General features: G+C 58.1%; 21 protein-coding genes. 18 read left to right on the top strand and 3 right to left on the bottom strand.

The features are described from left to right. The first annotated feature begins 52 nt into the window (after window positions 1-52). The 13 genes from HV798_RS31005 to HV798_RS31065 all read left to right on the top strand — a co-directional run bounded on the left by HV798_RS31005 (window position 53) and on the right by HV798_RS31065 (window position 14,111). Window positions 53-5,338 (top strand): hemagglutinin repeat-containing protein, encoded by a 5,286-nt coding sequence (locus HV798_RS31005; RefSeq protein ID WP_246289340.1) that lies wholly within the window; start codon window positions 53-55, stop codon window positions 5,336-5,338. A gap of 20 nt (window positions 5,339-5,358) precedes the next feature. Next, a complete protein-coding gene (locus HV798_RS31010; protein ID WP_175196655.1) occupies window positions 5,359-5,766 on the top strand; it encodes a hypothetical protein in 408 nt (135 codons plus the stop codon). A 172-nt stretch (window positions 5,767-5,938) separates the two neighbouring features. Further along, entirely contained in the window at window positions 5,939-6,631 is a 693-nt protein-coding gene (locus HV798_RS31970) for a transposase (protein WP_175196653.1), read from the top strand. Between the two features lie 771 nt (window positions 6,632-7,402). Then, window positions 7,403-8,095 (top strand): transposase, encoded by a 693-nt coding sequence (locus HV798_RS31975; RefSeq protein ID WP_175196651.1) that lies wholly within the window; start codon window positions 7,403-7,405, stop codon window positions 8,093-8,095. Window positions 8,096-8,686: 591 nt separating this feature from the next. After that, complete coding sequence (locus HV798_RS31025; RefSeq protein WP_175196649.1) at window positions 8,687-9,094, top strand: DUF6911 family protein; 408 nt, start codon at window positions 8,687-8,689, stop codon at window positions 9,092-9,094. 174 nt (window positions 9,095-9,268) lie between these two features. Next, window positions 9,269-9,691, top strand: coding sequence for a hypothetical protein (locus tag HV798_RS31030; RefSeq protein WP_175196647.1), 423 nt, complete (start codon window positions 9,269-9,271; stop codon window positions 9,689-9,691). Window positions 9,692-9,715: 24 nt separating this feature from the next. Beyond that, on the top strand, window positions 9,716-10,165 hold the full coding sequence (imm2, locus tag HV798_RS31035) for an Imm2 family immunity protein (RefSeq protein ID WP_175196645.1): 450 nt from the start codon (window positions 9,716-9,718) through the stop codon (window positions 10,163-10,165). A gap of 100 nt (window positions 10,166-10,265) precedes the next feature. Then, window positions 10,266-10,559 (top strand): hypothetical protein, encoded by a 294-nt coding sequence (locus HV798_RS31040; RefSeq protein WP_175196643.1) that lies wholly within the window; start codon window positions 10,266-10,268, stop codon window positions 10,557-10,559. Window positions 10,560-11,160: 601 nt separating this feature from the next. Continuing rightward, window positions 11,161-11,547, top strand: coding sequence for a DUF4279 domain-containing protein (locus tag HV798_RS31045; protein ID WP_175196639.1), 387 nt, complete (start codon window positions 11,161-11,163; stop codon window positions 11,545-11,547). A 188-nt stretch (window positions 11,548-11,735) separates the two neighbouring features. Next, window positions 11,736-11,963 (top strand): hypothetical protein, encoded by a 228-nt coding sequence (locus HV798_RS31050; RefSeq protein ID WP_175196637.1) that lies wholly within the window; start codon window positions 11,736-11,738, stop codon window positions 11,961-11,963. Window positions 11,964-12,070: 107 nt separating this feature from the next. Continuing rightward, window positions 12,071-12,595 carry a hypothetical protein gene (locus HV798_RS31055; RefSeq protein WP_175196635.1) on the top strand — a complete coding sequence of 175 codons (525 nt, stop codon included), beginning with the start codon at window positions 12,071-12,073 and terminating at the stop codon, window positions 12,593-12,595. A gap of 326 nt (window positions 12,596-12,921) precedes the next feature. Continuing rightward, window positions 12,922-13,701, top strand: coding sequence for a hypothetical protein (locus HV798_RS31060; protein ID WP_175196633.1), 780 nt, complete (start codon window positions 12,922-12,924; stop codon window positions 13,699-13,701). 8 nt (window positions 13,702-13,709) lie between these two features. After that, window positions 13,710-14,111: an ABC transporter permease family protein gene (locus tag HV798_RS31065; RefSeq protein ID WP_175196631.1), complete on the top strand. Its 402-nt coding sequence runs from the start codon at window positions 13,710-13,712 to the stop codon at window positions 14,109-14,111. Between the two features lie 183 nt (window positions 14,112-14,294). Here HV798_RS31065 and tenA read toward each other — a convergent pair whose 3' ends face one another. After that, window positions 14,295-14,957 (bottom strand): thiaminase II, encoded by a 663-nt coding sequence (gene tenA, locus HV798_RS31070; RefSeq protein ID WP_175196629.1) that lies wholly within the window; start codon window positions 14,955-14,957, stop codon window positions 14,295-14,297. 177 nt (window positions 14,958-15,134) lie between these two features. Here tenA and HV798_RS31075 point away from each other — a divergent pair, with 177 nt between their 5' ends. Together HV798_RS31075 and HV798_RS31080 are read left to right on the top strand one after the other, a co-directional pair. Next, window positions 15,135-15,641 carry an RNA polymerase sigma factor gene (locus tag HV798_RS31075; protein WP_025136607.1) on the top strand — a complete coding sequence of 169 codons (507 nt, stop codon included), beginning with the start codon at window positions 15,135-15,137 and terminating at the stop codon, window positions 15,639-15,641. An 11-nt stretch (window positions 15,642-15,652) separates the two neighbouring features. Continuing rightward, a complete protein-coding gene (locus tag HV798_RS31080; RefSeq protein ID WP_175196627.1) occupies window positions 15,653-16,642 on the top strand; it encodes a FecR family protein in 990 nt (329 codons plus the stop codon). Between the two features lie 50 nt (window positions 16,643-16,692). Here the strand turns inward: HV798_RS31080 and HV798_RS31085 are convergent, their stop codons facing one another. Continuing rightward, window positions 16,693-16,950: a hypothetical protein gene (locus tag HV798_RS31085; RefSeq protein WP_175196625.1), complete on the bottom strand. Its 258-nt coding sequence runs from the start codon at window positions 16,948-16,950 to the stop codon at window positions 16,693-16,695. Between HV798_RS31085 and HV798_RS31090 the strand changes: the two genes are divergently transcribed. Continuing rightward, on the top strand, window positions 16,949-19,327 hold the full coding sequence (locus tag HV798_RS31090) for a TonB-dependent siderophore receptor (protein ID WP_175196623.1): 2,379 nt from the start codon (window positions 16,949-16,951) through the stop codon (window positions 19,325-19,327). The two genes, HV798_RS31085 and HV798_RS31090, sit on opposite strands and share 2 nt — an antisense overlap. A gap of 83 nt (window positions 19,328-19,410) precedes the next feature. On the opposite strand, the gene HV798_RS31095 is transcribed toward HV798_RS31090, so the two are convergent. Next, the gene (locus tag HV798_RS31095) at window positions 19,411-20,196 is read right to left on the bottom strand and encodes a 3-hydroxybutyrate dehydrogenase (RefSeq protein ID WP_025136604.1); all 786 of its coding nucleotides are present in this window, start codon (window positions 20,194-20,196) and stop codon (window positions 19,411-19,413) included. 331 nt (window positions 20,197-20,527) lie between these two features. Here HV798_RS31095 and HV798_RS31100 point away from each other — a divergent pair, with 331 nt between their 5' ends. Next, window positions 20,528-21,253, top strand: a complete 726-nt coding sequence (locus HV798_RS31100) for an N-acetylmuramoyl-L-alanine amidase family protein (protein ID WP_175196641.1) — start codon at window positions 20,528-20,530, stop codon at window positions 21,251-21,253. 123 nt (window positions 21,254-21,376) lie between these two features. Continuing rightward, window positions 21,377-22,034: COG3904 family protein (locus HV798_RS31105; RefSeq protein ID WP_484456038.1), on the top strand; the 658-nt coding region annotated here is incomplete at its 3' end.

Consider the following 22,034-nt stretch of genomic DNA (forward strand, 5'->3'; position numbering starts at 1 on the left):
CATCAACGACCCCAATGCCGTCATCGCGTCGCGCGGCGACCTGGACCTGGGCGTGGGCACGCTGACCAATCGCGAGCATGCGCTGATCTACTCGGCGGGGGATCTGCGCGTAGGCGGGGCGCTGGACGCGACGGGCAAGGCGACGGGGCAGGCGCAGTCGCTGGTCAATGAATCGGCCACCATCGAAGCGGAACGCAACGCCGATATCGCGGCGGCCAGCATCCAGAATCGCAACCTGCACTTCGCCAGCGAAACGTTCGAGGTCGGCCGCGAAGCCAAGTGGTTCTATCGCCTGGACGGCACCACCGAGATCGTCGACGGCGAGGGAATGTGGTTCTGCAACACCGTCAAGTCCATCTGCGGGCGCGGCCCCGGCTGGATGGGTGAATACGACGAGCGGCGCCTGTTGATGCCGTCGACCCGCTATCCGGAAAGCCAATACGGCCCGCCCTTTGACTACAGCAATATCCAGGAAGACCAGCAGGGCCGCGCGGGTGTCAGCGCGCCGATCGGGCTGGCGTATTCGCCGGAAGCGCCGTGGTGCGGCGGCGGCGATGCAGGGACTTGCACCGTCAACGCCGCCCAGTTCTTCTACAAGCCCGACGCCAAGATCTGGTCGGTCTTCGAGGTCGAGCGCCCCACCGGCATCAAGAAACCGCCGACTCCGGACGAGTGCGGTTGGCGCTGCCCTGCGGACCTGGCCCAGCAACAGGCCACCTACGAGCGCGACCTGCAGCTCTACGACACGTTGAACGAGAAGATCAAGGACTTCAATGCCGACTTCCGCAACAACCGCATGATCAAGGACTTCACCTTCTACGAAGTCACGCAGATCACGCGCGAAACCCGCATCACGCAAAGCGATCCGGGCAAGATCATCGTGGGCGGCAACGCGCGTCTGGCGGGCAACATCGTCAACGACAAGAGCCGCATCCTGGCCGGCGGAACCTTGAAAACCGAAGGCGGCACGCTCAGCAACGTCGGCGCCGAAGGCCTGCGCACGGTCGACCGCGTAGGCACCATGGCCTACACCTACGAGAAAAACGACTCGCGCAAATACAACCGGTCTGACTACAACGCCACCGTCCTGGCCGAACGTATCGAAACCGGCCTGGGCGCCGCGCAAGGCAACACCGCGGTATCGACGTCCGGCCAAACGCCCGGCGCCAGCACCGTTACCCAGGCGCTGCCGCCGGCCAGCCTGACCCGCATCGCGCTACCGGGCAACAAGGCCATCGCGGTCGTCGTTCTGCCGCCCGTCATTCCGACCAGCGCGCTGTACCGCGTCATGCAGGCGCCCAATGCGCCGTACCTGATCGCCACCGACAGCCAGTTCATCGGCTCGCGTTCGGTGGTGTCCAGCGACTTCCTGCTGCAGAAACTCAACCAGGACCCCGGCACGATCCTCAAGCGCCTGGGCGACGGCTTTTATGAACAGAAGCTGGTGGCCGAGCAGGTCATGCTCGCCAGCGGCCAGCGTTTCGTGGGCGACTACACCGACAACGAAACCCAGTACAAGGCCTTGCTCGCGGCAGGCGCCGACTTTGCCGGGAAGTTCGGGCTGACCATCGGCACGGCGCTGTCCGAAGACCAGATGCGCCACCTGACCAGCGACATCGTCTGGCTGGTGGAGCAGACCGTCACTTTGCCCGACGGCACCCAGCAAAAGGTGCTGACCCCGCAGGTGTACCTGGCGGTCAAGCCCGGCGACCTGCGCGGCGACGGCTCGCTGATCGCGGGCCGCGATACCCAGATCAGCGCAACGGGTGATGTGAACAACAGCGGCACCATCGGCGCGCGCAACGCGCTGGTCGTCGACGCGCAGAACGTGCGCAACAGCGTCGGCGCCATGCAGGGCAAGACCGTCAACCTGAACGCGCGCAACGACATCGACAACCTGGCGGGTCTGCTCAAGGGCGAGTCGGTCTCGCTGGTTGCGGGCCGGGATATCAATCTGACGTCCAGCACCCAGTCGAACGTGCGCGGGGGTATCAGCAACACGATCGTTGATGGTGTGGCGCGCGTCGATGCGGGCACCTTGAGCGCACAGGCGGGCAGGGATTTCAACGCCCAGGCCGCGGCTATCGCCGCCAAGGACGATGCCACCATTCGCGCGGGCAACGATATCAACCTGACGGCTGCCGGCACGCGGTATGGGGAATCGCACGACTTCGGCGAGAAGAACCGGGCGGAGATGCGCACGACCACGGATATCGGCACGCAGATTGCTGCGGGCGGCAACCTCGCGCTGATCGCGACGCAGGATGTCAACGCCATCGCTGCACAAGTGGCGTCCGACAAGCAGCTGGCCGTAGGGGCCGGGCGCGACATCAACATACTCGCGGGCGATTCCAGCGGGTACACCTATAACGAGATCTATTACAAGACCAAGGGCTTCCTGTCGAGCAAGACCACGCATCGCATCCGCGAGACCGAATGGACGCAAGGGGTCAGTTCGACGTTCGGCGGTGATTCGGTCGTGATGCTTGCCGGCCGCGACATGACGGTCGTTGGCTCGAACGTAGTGGGTGACCGCGACGTGCAGATCGGCGTCGGCCGCGATCTTCAAGTCCTGGCCAAAGATGAAACCTACAAGGACTACCAGTACGAGAAGGTCAAGAAGTCGGGTCTGGGCGGCGGAGGCGGCTTCAGCCTGGGCTACAACAAGCAAGAACGCACCGACTGGAACCGCGGTGCCAGCGGAGGCTATTCGGCCAGCACCATTGGCAGCGCGGGCGGCAATCTCACGATCGATGCAGGTAGAGATGTGGGCGTCATGGGCAGCAATCTGTTGGCCCAGGATGGCGATATCACCATTGCCGGCCGCAACGTCGCCATCATCACTGGTGTGGGTGAGGCGCGTCAGCATGAGTACCACGAGTTCAAGCAATCCGGCCTGACCATTGGCGTGGCGGGCGGCATGCTGGGTGCTGCGCAGCAGATTCAGGGCACGCTGGAGCAGGCGGGCGAAGCCAAGAGCGGTCGCCTGGCCGCGGTCAAGGTCGGGCAGGCGGCGTATCAGGCGGTGCAAGCCAAGCGGACGATGGATGCCGCTCAAGCGGACGGCGCCAAAGAGGCTCAGAAGGAGGCCGCTAGCGCTCAAATTCAGATCAGCATCGGCGCCAGCAAATCCGTCAGCGAAACCAAGCGCACGCAAGAGTCAGCGTTTGGCTCATCCGTCATGGCAGGGGGCAACATCTCCATCGTTGCGCTGGGAGACAAGGGCGTAGCCGGCACGGGCAACCTGTCCATCATCGGCAGCGACCTGGCTGGCAAGAACGTGTTGCTGGCGGCGACCAACGACCTGATGCTGCAAAGCCAGGCACTGACGTCCACCGAAGTGTCCACCAATAAAAACAGCGGCTGGAAGCTTGGCGTGGGTATCGGCGTATCCGACAGCGGCAGCGGTGGCGGCATCAATATCTTTGCCAGCGGCTATGTAGGTAGCGGCAACGCCAAGGGTAACGGCACCACCTACCGCGAAACCCAGGTCAGCGCGCGCGACAACCTGACCCTGATCTCGGGCCGCGACACCATTCTGGAAGGCGCCCAGGCGCGTGCAGACAGTATTCGCGCGGACATCGGCCGCAATCTGATCCTGACCAGCCAGCAGGATTCGGACCGCTACGACGCCAAGCAACAGCAGGCTAACGCTGGCGCCAGTTTCAGTTTCGGCTCCATGTCCGGCAACGCCTATATCGGTGCAAGCCAAGGCAAGACCAAGTCGAACTACGACAGCGTCGTGGAACAGACGGGGTTGTACGCAGGCAAGGGTGGCTATGACATCTACGTCGGCAAGCATACGCAGTTGACGGGCGCGGTCATCGCCAGCGACGCCGAGGCGACCAAGAACTGGCTGTCCACGGAAACGCTGGGGTTCCGCGACCTGCAGAACAAGGCGGACTATAAGTCGACCACGGTGGGACTCAGCCTGGGCATGTCTGGCGCTTTTGATAAGCCCAATAAGGGTGATGCGCTAGGCGGCGGGCCGTCGGGGCTGAGTTTTGTGACCACCAGCGGTAGCGAATCCGGTACGACCCGAGCTGCGGTATCGGCGGGCACGATTGAAGTGCGGTCGGATAAGGACACGGGGCGGGATAGCACGGCGGGGCTGAGTCGCGATACGGCTGGCGCGAACGGCAGCATTGGCAAGATCTTCGACAAGGACAAGGTCCGCGAGCAGATCGAATTCCAGCAGGCGTTTGGTCAGCTGGGGATGCAGATTGCGGGGGATGTGCTGAAGGATCTTGCTGACAAGAACCCGTCCATCTGGGGAGAGGGTAAGGTCGGCGCAATTGCCTTGCATGCCGCAGTCGCCGGTGTTGGTGCCGCACTTGGCGCAGGAGATGTAGGCGGGGCAATAACCGGCACTATTGCTGGAGATTTGGCTGGGAATTTGGTAAAGGACCAAATTGCTCAAGCAACAAGCGGACTTCCAGCTGAGGTACGTGATCAAGTTGTGAAAGTCATCACAAATGTTTTTGCTAGCGCGGCGGGTGGGGCTGTGGGCGGGATGAGTGGTGCGGGGGCAGCCGCTGCAGCCGATAAATACAATCGGCAACTCCACGTGTCGGAATTGGAGCGAATAAAAATTGAGGCCAATGGGGATGCTGCCAAACAAGAACGTTTGACGAGAGCCGCCTGCTATGAGGTTAAATGCTGGGCCGAGTTCCCGGAAGGTAGCCCTCTTTACAATCAAAATTTCGTCAGTGAATCTGAGATTGCGAGCCATCCGCAAGAGCATGCTTGGGTTAAGTCGAGGCAGGCATTGGGCGATTTCACGTATTCTGGGTATGCCAGTTTTGCGGATTCAGTCAAAGCACTGTCAGGCCTGTCTTCTCCTTACGGGAAGCCGACTTGGCGAGGTGAATTTGTTGGTGACTACAAGGCGCAGCCATGCTCGATTGGAATGGGAGACTGCCAGGCAGGGATTAGCTACGGTCGTCCCGGGAATGAATATCGCCTCCCAGATCGTCCCGACTACGTGACTGTTCAAGGTTCGGCCTTCGGGAAGAGTGGCGTCGTGACTATTAACCTCTACGATGGGGCAGTGTATTCAGGCTTTGGGGGGGTTGTTCCAGTCGGAAACAACGTGAGTCTAAATTTCGGATCACTGTTAGTGAATGATGTTCGCGATGCCAAGCAACGTGCCGCCAGGATAGATGCATTCCTGCAAGGGGGAGGCGTGCAGGGTTCCTATTGTGCGTGGCTATGTGCGGGAGTGAATCATTCAATAGGTGGAGACACTTCAATCGAAGTGGGAGTCGGAACTCCTGGCGCCAGCGTTGGAACTGGGTGGGGAGTAGGTACGGGGTATAAAATTCCCTTCCTTCGATAGTGGTAAATCTGGAGATTCTTGTGCGTGCTCCTGCTGGAAAATGGGCTTTATTAGTTATTCCCGTCTGGCTTGTCCTGATGGTTTTTGTGATTATTAGGTCGCCCAATGATGTTGGGGTGGTTTATGAAAAAATGCTTGAGTTAAGTGTGGAAATAAAACAGATAAATGGGGATCCCATATATGAATATAAGAATTTGAAGCCTGGGGCTGGTTTAATAATCGTGGAATTCGATTCTTCAAATTGGAATTCCAAGACAAAAGAGATGAATGAGAAAATTTTCGAAGATGTCGGGGCTTCGAGAATCAGTGAAGCCAATACTATTCTCTATTGTCGAGGGCGAGAACAATATGATTTCATTCCTCCAGAGTCTAATGGTGGGGAAACATTTCAAATTATTATGTCGTATCCAGGATCTAAATGCGGATAATTATAGAAAAAAATAATAATAAATAAAGCATGAAATAAGGTGTCAGACTACGTTTTCGGCCGAAGAGTAGCCTGAGCCGACGTCGGAAGTGAGACTAATTTATCTGGCTTTGCTCTTCATCTCTTGAAGCGAGTGCTAGGCTGCCGCAGTTATGTTCTTGGATAACTGTGCCATGGCTCCCAGGCTGCCCCGATTAATCGTTCCCCACTGCCCGCATCACGTTGTACAGCGGGGTCACAGCCGTCAAGCGGTCTTCGTGTCGGCGGATGTCTACGACGCGTACCTGGCTGATATCAACGAGAAGAAAGTCGAACTAGGCGTGCAGTTGCACGCTTACTGCCTGATGACGAATCACGTGCATCTTCTGCTTACGCCCGGCGATGACGTGAGTGGGATATCTCGACTAATGAGAGAGGTCGCTAGGCGTGCGACTCGGCGCTTCAACGACCGGTCGGGGCGATCTGGCTCTCTATGGGAATCTCGATATAAATCGAGCGTCGTCCAGACAGAAACCTACCTGTTGGCCTGTATGCGATATATAGAACTCAATCCCGTCAGGGCGGCGATGGTCGCGCGCTGCGAAGACTATCAATGGTCCAGCTATCGGGCGAGGATGGGGTTATGTGATAGCTCTAGGCTTGATCTGCATCCAGTGTATTTGGCATTGGCCGTCGACGAGCGGCTGCGTCACATGACATATAAAGATTATGTGCGGAGCCAGGAATCTGCGGATGAGGTGGCATTGATGCGCCGAGCGAGTAGAGAAGGCCATCCCACAGCGGATGATGAGTTCAAAGCAGCACTTGAACTATCTCTGGGGCGACGGGTTGCATCCAAGGCCCGTGGGCGGCCTCGAAAAACGTAGTCTGACACCTTATTTCACCAGCGCATGCAGGCCGCGGATGCTGCCGCTGCGATGTCCACTTGGTCAGGAAGAGTGGCTGCGAGCGCTACGGTCGCAGGCCGCCCTGAGGTCGCGCTTGCCTTTACAACTATCGGTTTAGGAGCCAGTGCTGTTGAACAAATGTTCCGACCGAATGTTGCCAAGTCGACAACAGAAACGGGAGTTGATTTTGCCACCGCCGTTGTCTCTGATCGGTATCCGTTACTGTCCCCCGGATTCACCGAGCTAGGTGAATTTATAAAAAACCAAGGTAATCTGAGTAGTATTATAAATAAATAAATTAGTGAGAGGATATGTTCATAGAAAATGGAAACTTCAAGCGCTGGGTGCGCGTCGTACTCTCGCTCATAGGTATTGCATTACTCTTTGGTGGGCTTAGATATGATTCCTACTTGGTAATCTTGTTGGGTTTCTTGATCGGTTCAGTCGGGATGTATGCATCGAAAGCGTCGATGCTCGGCATCAAGCCATTTGCTGATCGTCCTAAGATACAGCCAAAGAATGACTGTGATAAGCCCGATGTGCCGTAGAGACTTCAGTCTTTTTCCTACTATGTAGAAAATTAAGATACCGTCTTGCCCGTCAACAAATGTGGTGTCAGACTACGTTTTTGGTCGAAACTGAGCCTGAGCTGACGCGGGCAGGAAGGCGGGGCTTATTTATCCACCACTGTTCGTCAGCCGTTGAAGCGAGTGCTAGGCTGCCGCAGTTATGTTCTTGGATAACTGTGCCATGGCTCCCAGGCTGCCCCGATTAATCGTTCCCCACTGCCCGCATCACGTTGTACAGCGGGGTCACAGCCGTCAAGCGGTCTTCGTGTCGGCGGATGTCTACGACGCGTACCTGGCTGATATCAACGAGAAGAAAGTCGAACTAGGCGTGCAGTTGCACGCTTACTGCCTGATGACGAATCACGTGCATCTTCTGCTTACGCCCGGCGATGACGTGAGTGGGATATCTCGACTAATGAGAGAGGTCGCTAGGCGTGCGACTCGGCGCTTCAACGACCGGTCGGGGCGATCTGGCTCTCTATGGGAATCTCGATATAAATCGAGCGTCGTCCAGACAGAAACCTACCTGTTGGCCTGTATGCGATATATAGAACTCAATCCCGTCAGGGCGGCGATGGTCGCGCGCTGCGAAGACTATCAATGGTCCAGCTATCGGGCGAGGATGGGGTTATGTGATAGCTCTAGGCTTGATCTGCATCCAGTGTATTTGGCATTGGCCGTCGACGAGCGGCCGCGCAGCATGACATATCAAGATCATGTACGGAGCCAGGAATCTGCGGATGAGGTGGTATTGATGCGCCGAGCGAGTAGAGAAGGCCATCCGACAGCGGATGATGAGTTCAAAGCAGCACTTGAACTGTCTCTGAGGCGACAGGTTGTATCCAAAGCCCGTGGTCGGCCTCGAAAAACGTAGTCTGACACCTTATTTCTTACGAAAAGCGTAGTCTGACATCTTATTGCACCTTATTTGCTATTTGGGAATGGGGTTGTCTCGATATTCGCCTTCAAGCATTTGGCCTTGGGCGGCAGGCGCCGCAAGTGGGGCATTGGGGTCGGAAGCAACCAATAGTGTCGTCAATATCCTCCTGAATAACTGGGGAAAAAGGAAAATCGGTAGGCCATGTTTAAAATAATCAGTAAGAGATTTTTTTTGGCGCTTTTGCTTTTTGTGTTTTTAATTTTTGTGGCAGGCTTGATATTCGAATTTGTTGTTTTTCCTCTGCTCGGTGTGATATTGAATGATTTCAAATATATATTTCCGTCCATGGAGAGATTGGTGGGCTGGGGGAAGCTAATTTTGACTGTGAGTCCGATAGCCGCTCTTTTGTCCGCGATTTTAATGAGAGGTGGTAGGTAATTAATGAGGTGCCAGACTGCGTTTTCAGTCTGGTGAGCGTCCCGAAAAACGTAGTCTGACACCTTATTTTTTGTGACTATCCTCACTACGAAAGATGGTGTTCCAATATTTTTGACGTCTAGGGATGAAATATATAAAGGACTTGTGATGATTGTGACGGTTGGAGGGTATTTAATTGATGCCAAGAAAGGGCGCGTGCAATTCGCAGCTCTGATCAATCCAAACGTAGAGGCCCTTAAGTCGCGTCTGGAAGAGTTTTCTAACAATCGGTCTGGGGCCTTGGTCGCGCGATTAGAGCCGCCAGCTGAGGTCGGACCTAGCAGGCTCCGCCTCTATGTGGATGGTTTCAAGTATCTTTTAATGCTTGAGGAAAATGCGGAAGACGGAGAGGGCTTGGTTCGGACACTTACAACTTCTACGGAAAGGGGTTTAGTGCCCGTGCTCGGTGAGCCATATCCAATATCAGCCATAACATCTGATTTTTCCCTTGTCTCTCAATTGTTTATGGATTTTGTAATGCTTGGGGATATTTCTAGGGAAATCATGCGAGATTAAAAATAAGCCTGTTGAAAATAACGTGGAACAAGGTGTCAACCTGCGACCGCAATGCGGGTATTGAATTCAGTGTTGCACTCGAATTATCTCTAGACCGATCGGTTTTATCCAAGGCCCGCAGGCGGTCTCGAAAAAGTGGTCTGATACTTTATCCCATACCCTACCAGCAAAGAGATGACACCAATCTACACGACAACTTTTAGCCCGGCTGAGGCCTTTGCATATTTGTCTTTTCTCGCGCTCGTTGCCTACGGAGTGTTTGTCTATATTCCGGGCGTAAAACGCAAGACTGAGATTGAGTGTGGCATTCGTCTGGGGGAGGTGCGCGTAGCGGCCAGTTTTGGCGATTCTTCGCTGCGTTGGGGAGGCGCTTTCTATAGAGTTACTCTCTACGATAAGTGTGTAATCGTCTGCTTTTTCTCAGCAAATGTGTATGCCTACAGACAAGTCAGGCTTCGCAAGCCCTACAAGAGAAATTCACATCGACTCGACCTGGCTATAAAAAACACGCCTGTTTCTTTTTATGGAAATAGCATCGATCTAGGGAAATTTGTGGATGTGCTAAGTGAGCGAAAAGAGCATGATGTTGAAGAATAAATAAGGTGTCGGACTGCATTTTTCATGCTGGTGGACTTCCCGGAAAACGTAGTCTGGCACCTTTATTTTCATGACAACAATGACGCTTTGCTGTGCCCCCAAAAAGGGAGAGGCGTAATGGAAGAAATTACAACCTATAGAGAATTACGCGAGTATTTTTTGAGTCGTTATTATGGTTATTGCAGAACCAAGCTAAATCACAAAAGTCGATGGTCGGAGGGGGAGAGTGAGGTCGGTTATGCATATAGTGAATTCGATAATTCCTTTGACACTCCAGTGGAGAAGCTAATGCTTGAGGTCCTCTCTCTGATACTGGACGCTGGGCGCGCGAAGGAGAACATTCAGGAATACCACCGAAGCGCTATCGAAAAAATATTCGATGAAAACGAGCTTTCCGATATGCTGAAAAAAATACCGGCGGAAGACGCGAGCGAGCTTAAAAGTGACTTGAGAATCCTGGGATTTATCTCCTGAAAATAAGGTGTCAAACTAAGTTTTCAGTCTGATGAGTGACCTGGAAAACGTACTTTGACACCCTATATTCCAGAAGCAAGCGAATTTCTGAAAAATAGATATGCAAATTAGAATAAATAATGCTATTGATTTTTGCTATCGCCTTTTTATCAAGGAAGGCAATTTATCGCCTGTCTTTAGATATCCAATATTTATAATTGGGGTGGCTTTTATTTTTCTCGATTTCGAGATTTGGGATACCGGTTGGGTGTATTGCGTGGGATTTGTTTTTGCGCTGATCGGTGGGTATTCTGCAAGGGCGGCACAGTTAGGTATTCGCCCTTTTGAGCGGACGCCCTATCCACGCGGATGGCTAAAGAGCAGAAGAATAGAGCAGCGAAATGTCGAGGATTAAAAAGAAAAATAGGATACCGTTTTGCCCATAAAAAGATTAGGTGTCTGACCCTGAGGTGTCCCACGAATTTTCAGGGAAACCTATTTCAAATAAGGTGTCAGACTGCATTTTCATTCTGGCGAACGTCCCGGAAAACGTAGTCTGACGCCTTATTTTCATCGCCAAAAAAGTATGATGTTTGACGCACTAGGTTTTTGGGTATCTACCGGCCATCGCTTGAAGCACCTCGCCATGACATATATGCACAACGCTGTTGTTAATGAAATCTGCCCAATTTGCGGACAGGGGAGAATCCTTGTGGCGGCTGAGGAGGATGGCAAGAGGTTGTTTGTCATGTGTGAAGATTGTGAGTCCCAATGGGACGAACCTACCGAATCCTATAACGCGTCATCAGCTAGTCGAGATCGGCATACGTTCTCGCGCTATTTGAATTCCGACGAGTTGATAGGACATTTGTGGCAATCTCATGTCCTGAATGTCGGAAGGCTTTAACTCCAAAATAAGGCGTAGAACTACGTTTTCGGTAATGATGAATATTGCATCGAGAATTACCCAGATTAATTCCACATTTGAATCATGTGATAGCTGTTTCGTCAGATTGATGATTTTTCCAGAAGGAAACCATCCTGAAGAAATCACCAGTATTTTAGGGATTGCGCCGTCGAAGCTGAACGTGGCTGGTGAAAAGGTCGTGAATCATCGGGGGATGGCAAGGTACGTAAAGTACTCGGCATGGTTTTTATCATCGGAAGAATTCGTGGGTTCGAAAGACCTTCGTGATCATATAGACTGGTTGGTTGGAAAATTAAATCTATGTGCTGAAGGATGGAAGGCAGTTCAAAATTTGAAAGGAGTAAAAATCACGCTGAAATGCGTGTGGCTGTCCAAACTCGGCCATTCGGGACCTGTTTTGTGGCCTGAACAAATGAAGTCGCTTGCAGATTTGAATCTGGAGTGCTCATTTGATATATATTTTCCGAATGAGTAAGAAGTGGGTAGGGCTACGTACTCGGACTATAGGCAGCGCCTCGAAGGCGTAGTGGGCACCATATTTCTGGTCAGAGTATTTGGCGTTAAATTACTTTCTAGATGTGGTTCATAGTCTTCCAGGTTGATTGAATGAGACAGTCAGAGTGGTACAAGAACCGTATTCTGTGGCGCGCAGAAAAGCTCTGCTTGAAGAGCTATGCTTGGCAGCATTTTTCATCAACGAATGACAGCGCCGCTAAGAGTGTTGAAGAAGCCGCTGCCGATTTCGGCGCACCTCTCTTCATTTTTTGGGCGAGCGATGCGGTGTGGACCCTACTTACCGATCAGTTTTTGATTGGCAAGTTGGATAGTAGATTGTCATCAGTACATGTGGAACAAATATGGTGTCAGACTACGTTTTCGATCGAAGAGTAGCCTGAGCTGAAATGGGACGGTGAGACTAATTTATCCGGCGTTGCTCTTCAGGTCTTGATGCGAGTGCTAGGCTGGTGCAGATATGTTTTTGGATAACTGGAAATAAGGTGTCAGGCTACGTTTTCCAGATAATGAGAAATCCAGCTATGTATGAGAATATTAAATCGTTGCTACGCAACGAAACGAGCCTTGAATTGACTCTGCAGCCTATGAGTATCAATGACAGTGAAAGCTTAAAACGGCTGTTTCCGCGTTGTCCTACGAGTTATTGGGCTTTCTTGGTGGAAATTGGTGTCGGTAAAATCAAGGGGGGTGATGAGCCTGCGAATTATCCTGCTCATTTTGAGTTTTTGGTGCGTCCTCTCAGCGCGGAGAAGGAATACTATTTTGATAGACAGATCTACGATGGTGGTGCAAAAGGAGATATCTTAATATTCGGGCTTGATAGCACGGGTATCGCCTTTGGCTTTGATTCGGGTGATGACTGGCGAATCGTTGAGGCTGATAACCACAGAATTGTAACCAGCCTGGACCTGTCCTTTGAGGATTTCGTAGTTGGAATTTTCGCCTGCTATCCGGATTTCCCAGTGAGTTGCAGCGGGGGTAAATGGAAGACCGCGACGGGCAGGTGAAGACGAAAATAAGGTGTCAGACTACGTTTTCGGCCCAAGGCTCATGGGCGGTCGCGAAAAGCGTAGTCTGACACCTTATTTTCTGACACCTTATTTTCTGATTCATGAGAATCGCACCCTCGAAGATAAATCTCAGACTTATCTGATTGAGCTACCCGCGCTCACGCGATAGATTGGCTGCTGGCCTTGACGACCCAGCCGCAGCACTTAATATCCCGTCCCCTCCGCCGTTAGTACTCAGTAAGTACTAGAAACTTGCTGCCTGATAGCGGTCGACCGCCTGGCGGCTCGGTGATACCGCGGCTTGGGACGATGGGCCGGAATACTTGGATCGACGCCAAGACTGTCTTGTCCTCCCGACCTTGCCGCCAAACAGGGCGAATTTCACCCATTCAAGATCGCCTTCATCGGATACCACCACGACCATGCAAGCCCTCAAATTGGCGGCCGTTGCCGCCTTATCGCTGCTGACCTCCGGCTGCGCATTCATCATGGGCTCGCCGGCCAAGCCGCTGGCGACAAATCCCGCGCCCGATGAGGTGATCAGCCCCGTGCTGGTCTACACGTCGGACTGCGATTTTCAGAAGCAGATCGACGACACCGGATGGATCGGCGCCAGCACGGCGCTGCCGGCGTTGTATGCGGCCGAGGCCGTGTGCAAGGCGTTGAATAACGAACTGCCGGGTGCCATGGATGCGGCTGGCATCAAGGCGACATTCAAGCTGCGCAAGCCAGACCCGAAGTCCGCCCGGCCGCAGGCACTGAAGGAAGATGCGGCGGCCATCGGGGCGAAGTACGTCGTGGCGCTGGGTGAGCCGGGTGGCTTTGGCGGCTATCAGCAGTACGGACCGTCGGTCGGCATCAAGGTGCGCCTGTACGACGCCGAGTCGGGCGAATACCGTGGCTTTGACGAAGACACCTACCCGATTTCACTGCGTGATTATTCCAATCGAGGCCCGGCCGCGGATGGCCTGCGCATTGCGGCGGATATTGCCAACAAGTTGGCGCACACGATGCGCAAGCGTTGTACCGAGGCCTATCCGTATCAATGCGGCAAGACCGGGCTGTTCCGCCTGGCCGAACCGCGCGATGCCTATGGCAAGTGATTTCCCCCATGTCCCAATGCCCTAATTGCCATACCCGGAACTCACAGACCGCGCTGCGTTGCGCGGCCTGCGGCACGTCGCTGCATCAACAGCCCGACAACGCCGACGCGGTGTCATACCGTCGCGCGGCGTTCTGGGTCGACGCGCGGATGTTCTCGGGTATTGGCGCGGTGGTTGGCCTTGGGCTAGGCTGGTTGCTGCGCTATGCCTTGATGTCGGAAATGCGGATCTATCTGGATCAGCGCGAGCGTTACCTGCTGATAGCCACGTCGGTCATCGTGGGGGCCGTATGCGGCGTTTGCCTGGCCGCGAAGCGGGCCGGAGCGGATGCCGTACGCAAACCGCTCAAACCGCCCAAGCGGCAAGTCCCGCCGCCGACGCTGTCCAATCCGTGGGAACGCGACCATTGAATGCACGGGTCTGATCTCAGCAGATTCGGGCTGGTGCACGGTCGGCTGGCTGCAAGCACCGGCTACCTGGCAGACGGTCAACGCGCCTTTGGTTCTGGCTTTTTCGCTACCGACCCATGATGGCCCCGCCTTGACCGCGATGGTCCGATATCCGGCGTGTTGAAAGGTCGCGTTCTTGGGCGATCAAACCGGCCATTCCCCCAACCGATACGCCGAGTCCCAGAACATCCATTCCAGTTGCGCCGCGTGCGTGTAGGCACGATGCATATCCTCGCGCGTTTGCGCCGAGGCCTTGTCGGCCGCCTGGTCCACCGATGCGATCACCTCGCGCACCAAGGTATGGAATTCTTCGCCTGCGTAGGTGTCGATCCACGCGCTGTACGGATTGGGACGCGTGGCGCGCGCGTGGATGTCGCGGCCGATTTCGGCGTAGATCCAGAAGCACGGCAAGAGCGCGGCCAGGGCCACGGGGTAGGGCGCGCTCCAGGCGGTGGCGATGAGAAAGCTGGTGTAGTGGTGGCTGGCGGGCGACAGCGGGGTGGATGCAAAGGTCTGGGCGTCGATGCCGAATTGCTTCATGAAGCCTTCATGCAGGCTGCGTTCGACCACCACGGCGTTCTTGGCGGCGTCGGCAAATTGCACGACGCCGTCGGCGTGGTCGGCCTTGGCGGCGGCCACGGCCAGGGCGCGGCCGAAGGCCAGCAGGTAATGGGCGTCCTGGATCATGTAGTGGCGAAATGCCTGCTCGCTGAGCTGGCCGCTGGCCAGTTCCTGGTTGAACGGCATGGAGCGCGTTTTGTCGTACAGCGCGGCATTGCGCGCCCAGGCGTCAGAGCTGAAAGTCATGGCATTCCTCAAGGCAAAAACGGGCGGCGCGCCAGGGTGCGAGCCGCGGTGACGGGCCCCAGGGTATCAGGTGTTGCGCAATGCGCCGCGCCGGGGCCGGCAGCGGCAAGTGTATTCATTAATTGAGAATCATTGTTAATATGGCCGTCCTTTTGCCATGACGCGACGTTCGGCCCCATGTCCCGCTCCACCAACCCTCTGAAAGGTTGGCTCGCCTATTACAGCGAGCTGGTGGGGTCGTGGGCCAAGCGCAATTCGCGGCCCAGCGATGCCGAGGACGCGGCGCAGGACGTGATGGCGCACATGCTGGCCAATACGCGCGCGGCGGCGCTGGATGCAAAGTCGTATCTGTACCGGGCGGCGCAGAACCGGTTGATCAGCGAGATCCGGCGGCAGTCGCGTCACCCCGAGACGTCGCTCGAGTCGTTGTCGGCCGATGACCACCCGCTGTTGCACGATCCCGAAGCCGGGGTGCGCGCGCGGCAACTGGCCGACGCCTTGGAACAGGCTCTGGCGAGCTTGCCGCTGAAAAAGCGGCAAGCCTATGTGTGGCACCGCCTGGAAGGCTATTCGCAGCCCGAGATCGCGCAGCGCATGGGCCTGGCGCTCAACACGGTTGAACGCTATATCATGGACGCCACTCGCGAGATGCGCGAACAGCTTGAACGCTTCTGCCCGGATTGATCCGCCGCGCAATGACCGACCCCATCGACCCCGACCTGCTGCGTGACCCGCGCGACGCCGCCGCGTTCTGGTTCGCGCGCGTGCGCTCGGGGCAGATGGACGCGGCGCAGCAGCGGCAGTTCGACGCCTGGCGGCAGGCTGATCCCGCGCACGACCTGGAATACCGCCGCGCCTGCGGGGTCTGGAATGGCATGGCGCTAGTGGACCCGGCCAAGCTGCGTGCGCTGGCGGCCGAACCTGAACCCGCGCGCCGTCGTTTCGGGTTGCGGCGCCCGTTGACGCTGGGGTTGGCGCTGGCCTGCGCCGCCTTGGTCGCCGGCGTCGCGCTGCCGCAATGGTTCGGCGCGTCGCCGACGTTTGCGCAGCAATACGCGACCCAGGCGGGGCAGCGCCAACAGGCATCGTTGCCGGATGCGTCGGTGGTGGACATGAATACCGCGACCCGCCTGTCGGTGCGCTTGTACGCCGACCGCCGCGTGGTCGAGCTCGAGGCCGGCGAGGCGACGTTCTCGGTGACGCCGGATGCGCAGCGGCCGTTCTATGTCGAGGCGGGCGGCGCCACGATCCGGGTCACGGGTACGCGCTTCAATGTACGGCGCGACGCCGACGCGGTGCAGGTGGCGGTGGATTCCGGCACGGTGGACGTGAAGGCCGGCCACTGGTGGAACCGCAGCCAGGTGCAGCTTGTCGGCGGCCAGGGTACGCATACGCTGGCGGACGGCGGCTTGTCGCCGTCGGCAAAGGTGGATGTGCCCAATCTGCTGGCCTGGCAGGCGGGCCAGGCGGTGTTTCGTGACCAGCCGCTGGCCGACGCGGTGGCCGAGATGAACCGCTATGGCCGCAAGACCATGCGCGTGGCCGACGCCAAGGTCGGGCGCATCCGGATTTCGGGGGTCTTCAATGTGGATAACCCGCAGGCCTTCCTGGACCTCTTGCCCGCGATTGCGCCGGTGCGCGTGCAGACGGCACCGGACGGCGTCGTCACGATTTCAGGCCGTTGATTTCGCCCATTGCTGGCGCCACAGCCCAAAGCGATCGCGCCCCGACAGTTTCATTTGGTTTCAAATAAGCCCCGGATTTTCATCAGGGATTTGGCACGCCGCGGCGTCTTGCAGGCAGGCGCGCTGATTGGCGCGGCCGCGCATCGCCAGCATTGCGGGCCGACACCTCGGCCGGCGAGCGTCGATCCCCAGAAAATCATCAGGAAAGCTTGTTCCGTGAACCGTAAATCCGTTGGACTCCGTTCTTGCACGCCGCCCGCCCTTGGCGCGGGCGCGTTGGCTTTGTCGTTGTTGCTGGCGGCGGCCATGCCGTTGACCGCCGTGCGGGCAGAGGAAGCGGCGCTGCAGGTCAATCTGCCCGCGCAGTCGCTGGAAAGCGCATTGATCCAGCTGGCCCGGCAGGCCTCGTGGGACCTGGCGTATTCGCCGGACGTGGTGCGCCATCTGCGGGCCCCGGCCGTGTTGGGCCAACTGACGCCCGACCAGGCGCTGCAGGCGTTGCTGGCGGGATCGGGGCTGGTCTATGAACGAAAGGGCAGCACGGTGGCGCTGTCGCGCGATCCGAATGACGCCAGCGTGGTGATGGAAAGCATCACGGTGGTGGGCAAGGGTAATGCCACGACGGAAGGCACGGGGTCGTACACCACCGGCGCGATGAATACGGCGACCAAGCTGCCGTTGACCATCCAGGAAACGCCGCAGTCGGTCAGCGTGGTCACGCGCCAGAAGCTGGATGACTTTGCGATGCAAACCATCGACGACGTGGCCAACAGCACCACGGGCGTCACGGTGAACCACTGGAGCAATGACCGCTCGCGCTATTTTTCGCGCGGGTTCACGATCAATACGTTCCTGCTGGACGGCATGCCGGTCACGTACGAGACGGATACGTCCACCTACAGCACCACGGCCATGTACGACCACGTCGAAGTGGTGCGCGGGCCGACGGGGCTGATGACGGGCATGGGCGACCCGTCGGGCGCAATCAATTTCGTGCGCAAGCAGCCAACCGACACGGCGCAGTTCATTCTGACGGGGCGCGCGGGCAACTGGAACAATTTCTCGGGGGAGTTCGATGCGGGCGGTCCGTTGAACGACAGTGGCTCGGTGCGCGGGCGGTTTGTGACGTCGCAGCAGTCGCGCGACTATTTCATCGACGGCTACAGCAGCCGCAAGCACCTGTACTACGGCGTGCTGGACATTGACCTCGCGCCGCGCACCACATTGAGCCTGGGCGGGCATTCCAACACCGAAGACAATCCGGGTTCCGAATGGATGGGCGTACCGACGGCGCCGGATGGCTCGCCGCTGGACATTCGCCGGTCGCGGCGATTCTCGCCGTCGTGGAGCTATTGGGACAAGAGAGAAAACAGCGTATTTGCCGAGTTGAAGCACACGTTCGACAGCGGCTGGGTAGCCAAGGCCGCCGCGCGCTCGGTGAATGCGAAGTCGGCGCTGGACGGCGCCTATTTCGTCAGCGGCAGCTACGACGAGCAGGGCAACATGCTGTACGACGTGATGGGCGGGCGCTACGACTACGACAAGAAGCAGCAGAGCTTTGATGTGTCGGCGCAAGGGCCGATCAAACTGTTCGGCCGCTTTCACGATATTGCGCTGGGTGCGAGCTACCGCAAGGACACTTGGCGTGACGACGGCTACAGTTACCTGGATACGCCGGACGGCTATTACATGCTGGGCGGCGTCAATCCGTACACGTGGAACCCGGATTCGATTCGCCGCACCGATTTCGTGAAAGACACGCTGTGGCGCCGCGACCAGCGGTCGGAACTGACCTCGGCCTATGCCACGGGCCGCTTCCGCCTGGCAGATCCGCTGAGCATGATCCTGGGCGCGCGCCTGGACTGGTTCGACTTTGACAACAGCCAATACCAGGGCGCCTGGAGCAGCCACCGAAAGTTCAGCGAAGACAAGCACTTCACGCCCTACGCGGCGCTGACCTACGACCTGAACGACAACCATTCGGTCTACGCCAGCTATTCCAGCATCTTCAAACCGCAGTACTACCTGGACACGTCCGGCACGGTGCTCAAGCCGGTAGAGGGCACCAACTACGAAGTCGGGCTGAAGGGCAGCTATCTGGATGAGCGTATCAACGCCGCGATTGCGGTGTTCTCGACCACGCAGTCGAACCTGCCGCAGGCGGTGACCGACATCCCGTCGTGCTTTGTCGCCACCAACTGCTATCGGGCGGTGGGCAAGGTCAAGAGCGAAGGGGTGGAAATCGACGTCAACGGCGAGCTGCTGCCGCGCCTGAACGTAGGCATCGGCTATTCCTACACCCGCGCCAAGGTGTCGTCGGGCGGCATCGATGGCGCGCAGGGCCAACCCTATGCCAGCTACATTCCGCAGCATCAGTTCAAGATCGCCGCCATGTATCACCTGTCCGGCGCTTACGAGAAGTGGCGGCTGGGCGGCGCGGTGCGCGCGCAAAGCAAGACGTCGACGCAATCGTTGACCGGCAGCGAAGGCTACGAGCTCAAGCAGTCGCCGTTCACGGTGGTGGACCTGGTGGCCGGGTATCAGGTGAGCCGGCAACTGGACATCCAGTTCAACGTCAACAACCTGTTCGACAAGCGCTACTTTGAATCGATGCAGGGCAATAACGGCGGCAACTACTACGGCACGCCGCGCAGCTTCCTGCTGACGACGCGCTATCAGTTCTAGGCAAGGCCGTCGGCGCACGCTCGCGTGCGCCGACGATGCAGAACGCTTGGCGCGGCGGCCGGTGCCGGCCGCGCCCGACCGCCTTACTGCATGTACCACCCGTGGCTGACCACGAACGATTGGCCGGTGAACGCGGCGCTGGGGAAGGTGGACAGGAACAGCGCGGTCTGCGCCACGTCTTCGACGGTGGTGAAGACGCCGTCGACGGTGTCGCCCAGCATCACTTTCTTGACCACGTCTTCTTCGCTGATGCCCAGTTCCTTGGCTTGCTCGGGAATCTGCTTTTCGACCAGGGGCGTACGCACGAAGCCGGGGCAGATGACGTGCGAACGCACGTTGTGGGCTGCGCCTTCCTTCGCCAGCACGCGCGCCAGGCCCAGCAGGGCATGCTTGGCGGCCACGTAGGCAGACTTCAGCGGCGAGGCTTCATGCGAATGCACCGATCCCATGTAGATCACCACGCCGCCGCGGTTGTCCTTGTACATGTGCTTGAGCGCGGCCTTGGTGGTCAGGAAGGCGCCGTCCACGTGGATGGCCTGCATCTTCTTCCAGTCCGAGAATGCGAAGTTCTCGATGGGGTTCACGATCTGGATGCCGGCGTTCGAGATCAGGATGTCGATGCTGCCGTAGGCCGCTGCCACACGGTCGATGCCTTGATTGACGGCGTCTTCGTTGGTGACGTCCATGGCCACGCCCATGGCCTTGCCGCCGGCCTGTTCGATTTCGCGGGCCACGGCGTCGGCGCCAGCCTGGTTGAGGTCGGCGATGGCGATGGCGGCGCCGGCGCGCGATAGCGTCAGCGCGATTTCCTTGCCGATGCCGCTGGCGGCGCCGGTGACGACCGCGACTTTTCCGTTCAGATTGCTCATGCTGGGAACCTCCGGGTAAGGATGCCGCGGGCCGGGTAGCGCCCGCGGATGCGTGGGGCATGCCTTGATGGTAGCGCCCCAGGATGAGAGCGGCCTGAATGCGCGCAGGGTAACTTTTTATGTCATTTGCTTCCGCCAGGCAGGCCGTGGCGCGGGTGGCATGTCAGGACGAGCCGTGCTGCGTCCCGGGCGCTGTTACCAAGCGGGCCCGCGCGCCGAAATCGGCCATTGCCGGTTGGCCCCGGCTGCGCGAGAATCCGCCGGATTCAGGCCCTGCGACAGACCACGGGCCTTCATTTCTTACAGAGCGAAGACAAGCGTGTCATCAGTCATGAGCGGTCAGGTGGGCGTCAGGGCAGCGGGATCGAGGGCGGGGCGCGTGGCGCGACAGGTGATTGCCGGGGCCTGCCTGGGGTGGGCGGCGTTGTCGGCGCAGGCCGCCTACATCGTGGTCGACACGGGCCACACGCCCAAGCAGCCGGGCGCCACCGGCGCCAGCGGCCGGGTCGAATACCAGTACAACCTGGATCTGAGCGCCGCGGTGGCACAGGACCTGAAGCGGCAGGGCAACCGCGTGACGCGGGTGTCGGCCGACGGCGCCGAGATCGCGCTGGGCCGGCGGGCGCTGACGGCGCCGGATGCGGACTTCTTCATTTCGATCCACCACGATTCGATGCAGCAGAAGTACATCGACGCAGGTCGCCAGCGTGAATTCGCGGGCTTCTCCATCTTTGTGTCGCAGCTCAATCCCAAGTACGAAGACAGCCTGCGCTGCGCCCGCGCGATCGGCGAGGCGCTGGTGGCCGCCGGCGAGAAGCCGTCGCTGTACCACGCCGAGCCGATCGCGGGCGAAAACCGTCCGCTGCTGGACCGCCGCCTGGGCGTGCATCGCTATGATGGCCTGGCGGTCCTGAAGACCGCTGCCATGCCGGCGGTGCTGGTCGAGGCCGGCGTGATCGTGAACCCCGACGAAGAGGCCCGCCTGGCCCGGCCCGACACCATCCAGCGGGTGGCGCAGGCCATCGCCGACGGCACGCACGCCTGCCAGAAGCGGTAGCGGCAGCGGCGCGGGGTGGCATTGCCCGGCGGGATGGATAAAATCCCGCTGCAAGAGGCGTTCCGTGGATAAGGACTGATGATGCTGAAAAGAACACTAACGGCAGTAGGGTTGAGCGTGGCGATGTCCCTGGCGGCCCTGTCGCCCGCCACGGCGCAGACGCCGGCGGGCGCGCCGCAGCAAGAGGAACCGGAGCGCTACGGCCCGTTCTTCTTCCTGCCCAGCCAGCCCAACTTGCTGATCTACGTGGGCGCGGTGGGCGCCAACGACATGCTGAACCTGAAGAAGGCGCTGCGCGAGCATCCGACCATCTCCACCCTCATCCTGCAGAACAACGGCGGCGGCCTGGTCCATATCGGGCTGGTGGTGGCCGAAGAAGTCTACGAACGCGGGCTGAACACCTACATACCCAAAGACAGCTACTGTGCGTCGGCCTGCGCCTTCGTGTTCTTTGCCGGACGCCAGCGCCTGGCCGAGGGGCGTCTGGGCGTGCATCAGATCACCGCGCCTGAAATGACGGGCGAGCAGGCGCAGTTTGGCGTGTCGGACATCGTGGCGACCCTGCCGAAGTACGGTGTGTCGGCCGATGTGCTGGGCATCATGTTCAGCACGCCGTCCAAAGAGATGTATTTCTTCTCGCCGCAGGAAATCATCAAGTACGGCATCAACCGCACGGGCAACGTGCAGACGGCCAGCAACGCGCCGCAGCAGGCCGCCCCGCGCAGCGCGCCGGTGCCGGCCCCCGCGCAGCAACCGGCCGCCGCGCCCTCGCAGGCCCAGG

It is taken from the genome of Achromobacter deleyi, assembly GCF_902859705.1.
GTDB lineage: Bacteria > Pseudomonadota > Gammaproteobacteria > Burkholderiales > Burkholderiaceae_B > Achromobacter > Achromobacter deleyi.

Coding starts and splice junctions, on each gene's coding strand:
- HV798_RS31090 (WP_175196623.1), top strand. CDS start 16,949: ATGCCGTTGACCGCCGTGCGGGCAGAGGAAGCGGCGCTGCAGGTCAAT.
- imm2 (WP_175196645.1), top strand. CDS start 9,716: ATGCTGGTGGACTTCCCGGAAAACGTAGTCTGGCACCTTTATTTTCAT.
- HV798_RS31975 (WP_175196651.1), top strand. CDS start 7,403: ATGGCTCCCAGGCTGCCCCGATTAATCGTTCCCCACTGCCCGCATCAC.
- HV798_RS31080 (WP_175196627.1), top strand. CDS start 15,653: ATGACCGACCCCATCGACCCCGACCTGCTGCGTGACCCGCGCGACGCC.
- HV798_RS31040 (WP_175196643.1), top strand. CDS start 10,266: ATGCAAATTAGAATAAATAATGCTATTGATTTTTGCTATCGCCTTTTT.
- HV798_RS31970 (WP_175196653.1), top strand. CDS start 5,939: ATGGCTCCCAGGCTGCCCCGATTAATCGTTCCCCACTGCCCGCATCAC.
- HV798_RS31045 (WP_175196639.1), top strand. CDS start 11,161: ATGATTTTTCCAGAAGGAAACCATCCTGAAGAAATCACCAGTATTTTA.
- tenA (WP_175196629.1), bottom strand. CDS start 14,957: ATGACTTTCAGCTCTGACGCCTGGGCGCGCAATGCCGCGCTGTACGAC.
- HV798_RS31030 (WP_175196647.1), top strand. CDS start 9,269: ATGACACCAATCTACACGACAACTTTTAGCCCGGCTGAGGCCTTTGCA.
- HV798_RS31095 (WP_025136604.1), bottom strand. CDS start 20,196: ATGAGCAATCTGAACGGAAAAGTCGCGGTCGTCACCGGCGCCGCCAGC.
- HV798_RS31075 (WP_025136607.1), top strand. CDS start 15,135: ATGTCCCGCTCCACCAACCCTCTGAAAGGTTGGCTCGCCTATTACAGC.
- HV798_RS31065 (WP_175196631.1), top strand. CDS start 13,710: ATGTCCCAATGCCCTAATTGCCATACCCGGAACTCACAGACCGCGCTG.
- HV798_RS31085 (WP_175196625.1), bottom strand. CDS start 16,950: ATGGCCGCCGCCAGCAACAACGACAAAGCCAACGCGCCCGCGCCAAGG.
- HV798_RS31100 (WP_175196641.1), top strand. CDS start 20,528: ATGAGCGGTCAGGTGGGCGTCAGGGCAGCGGGATCGAGGGCGGGGCGC.
- HV798_RS31025 (WP_175196649.1), top strand. CDS start 8,687: ATGATTGTGACGGTTGGAGGGTATTTAATTGATGCCAAGAAAGGGCGC.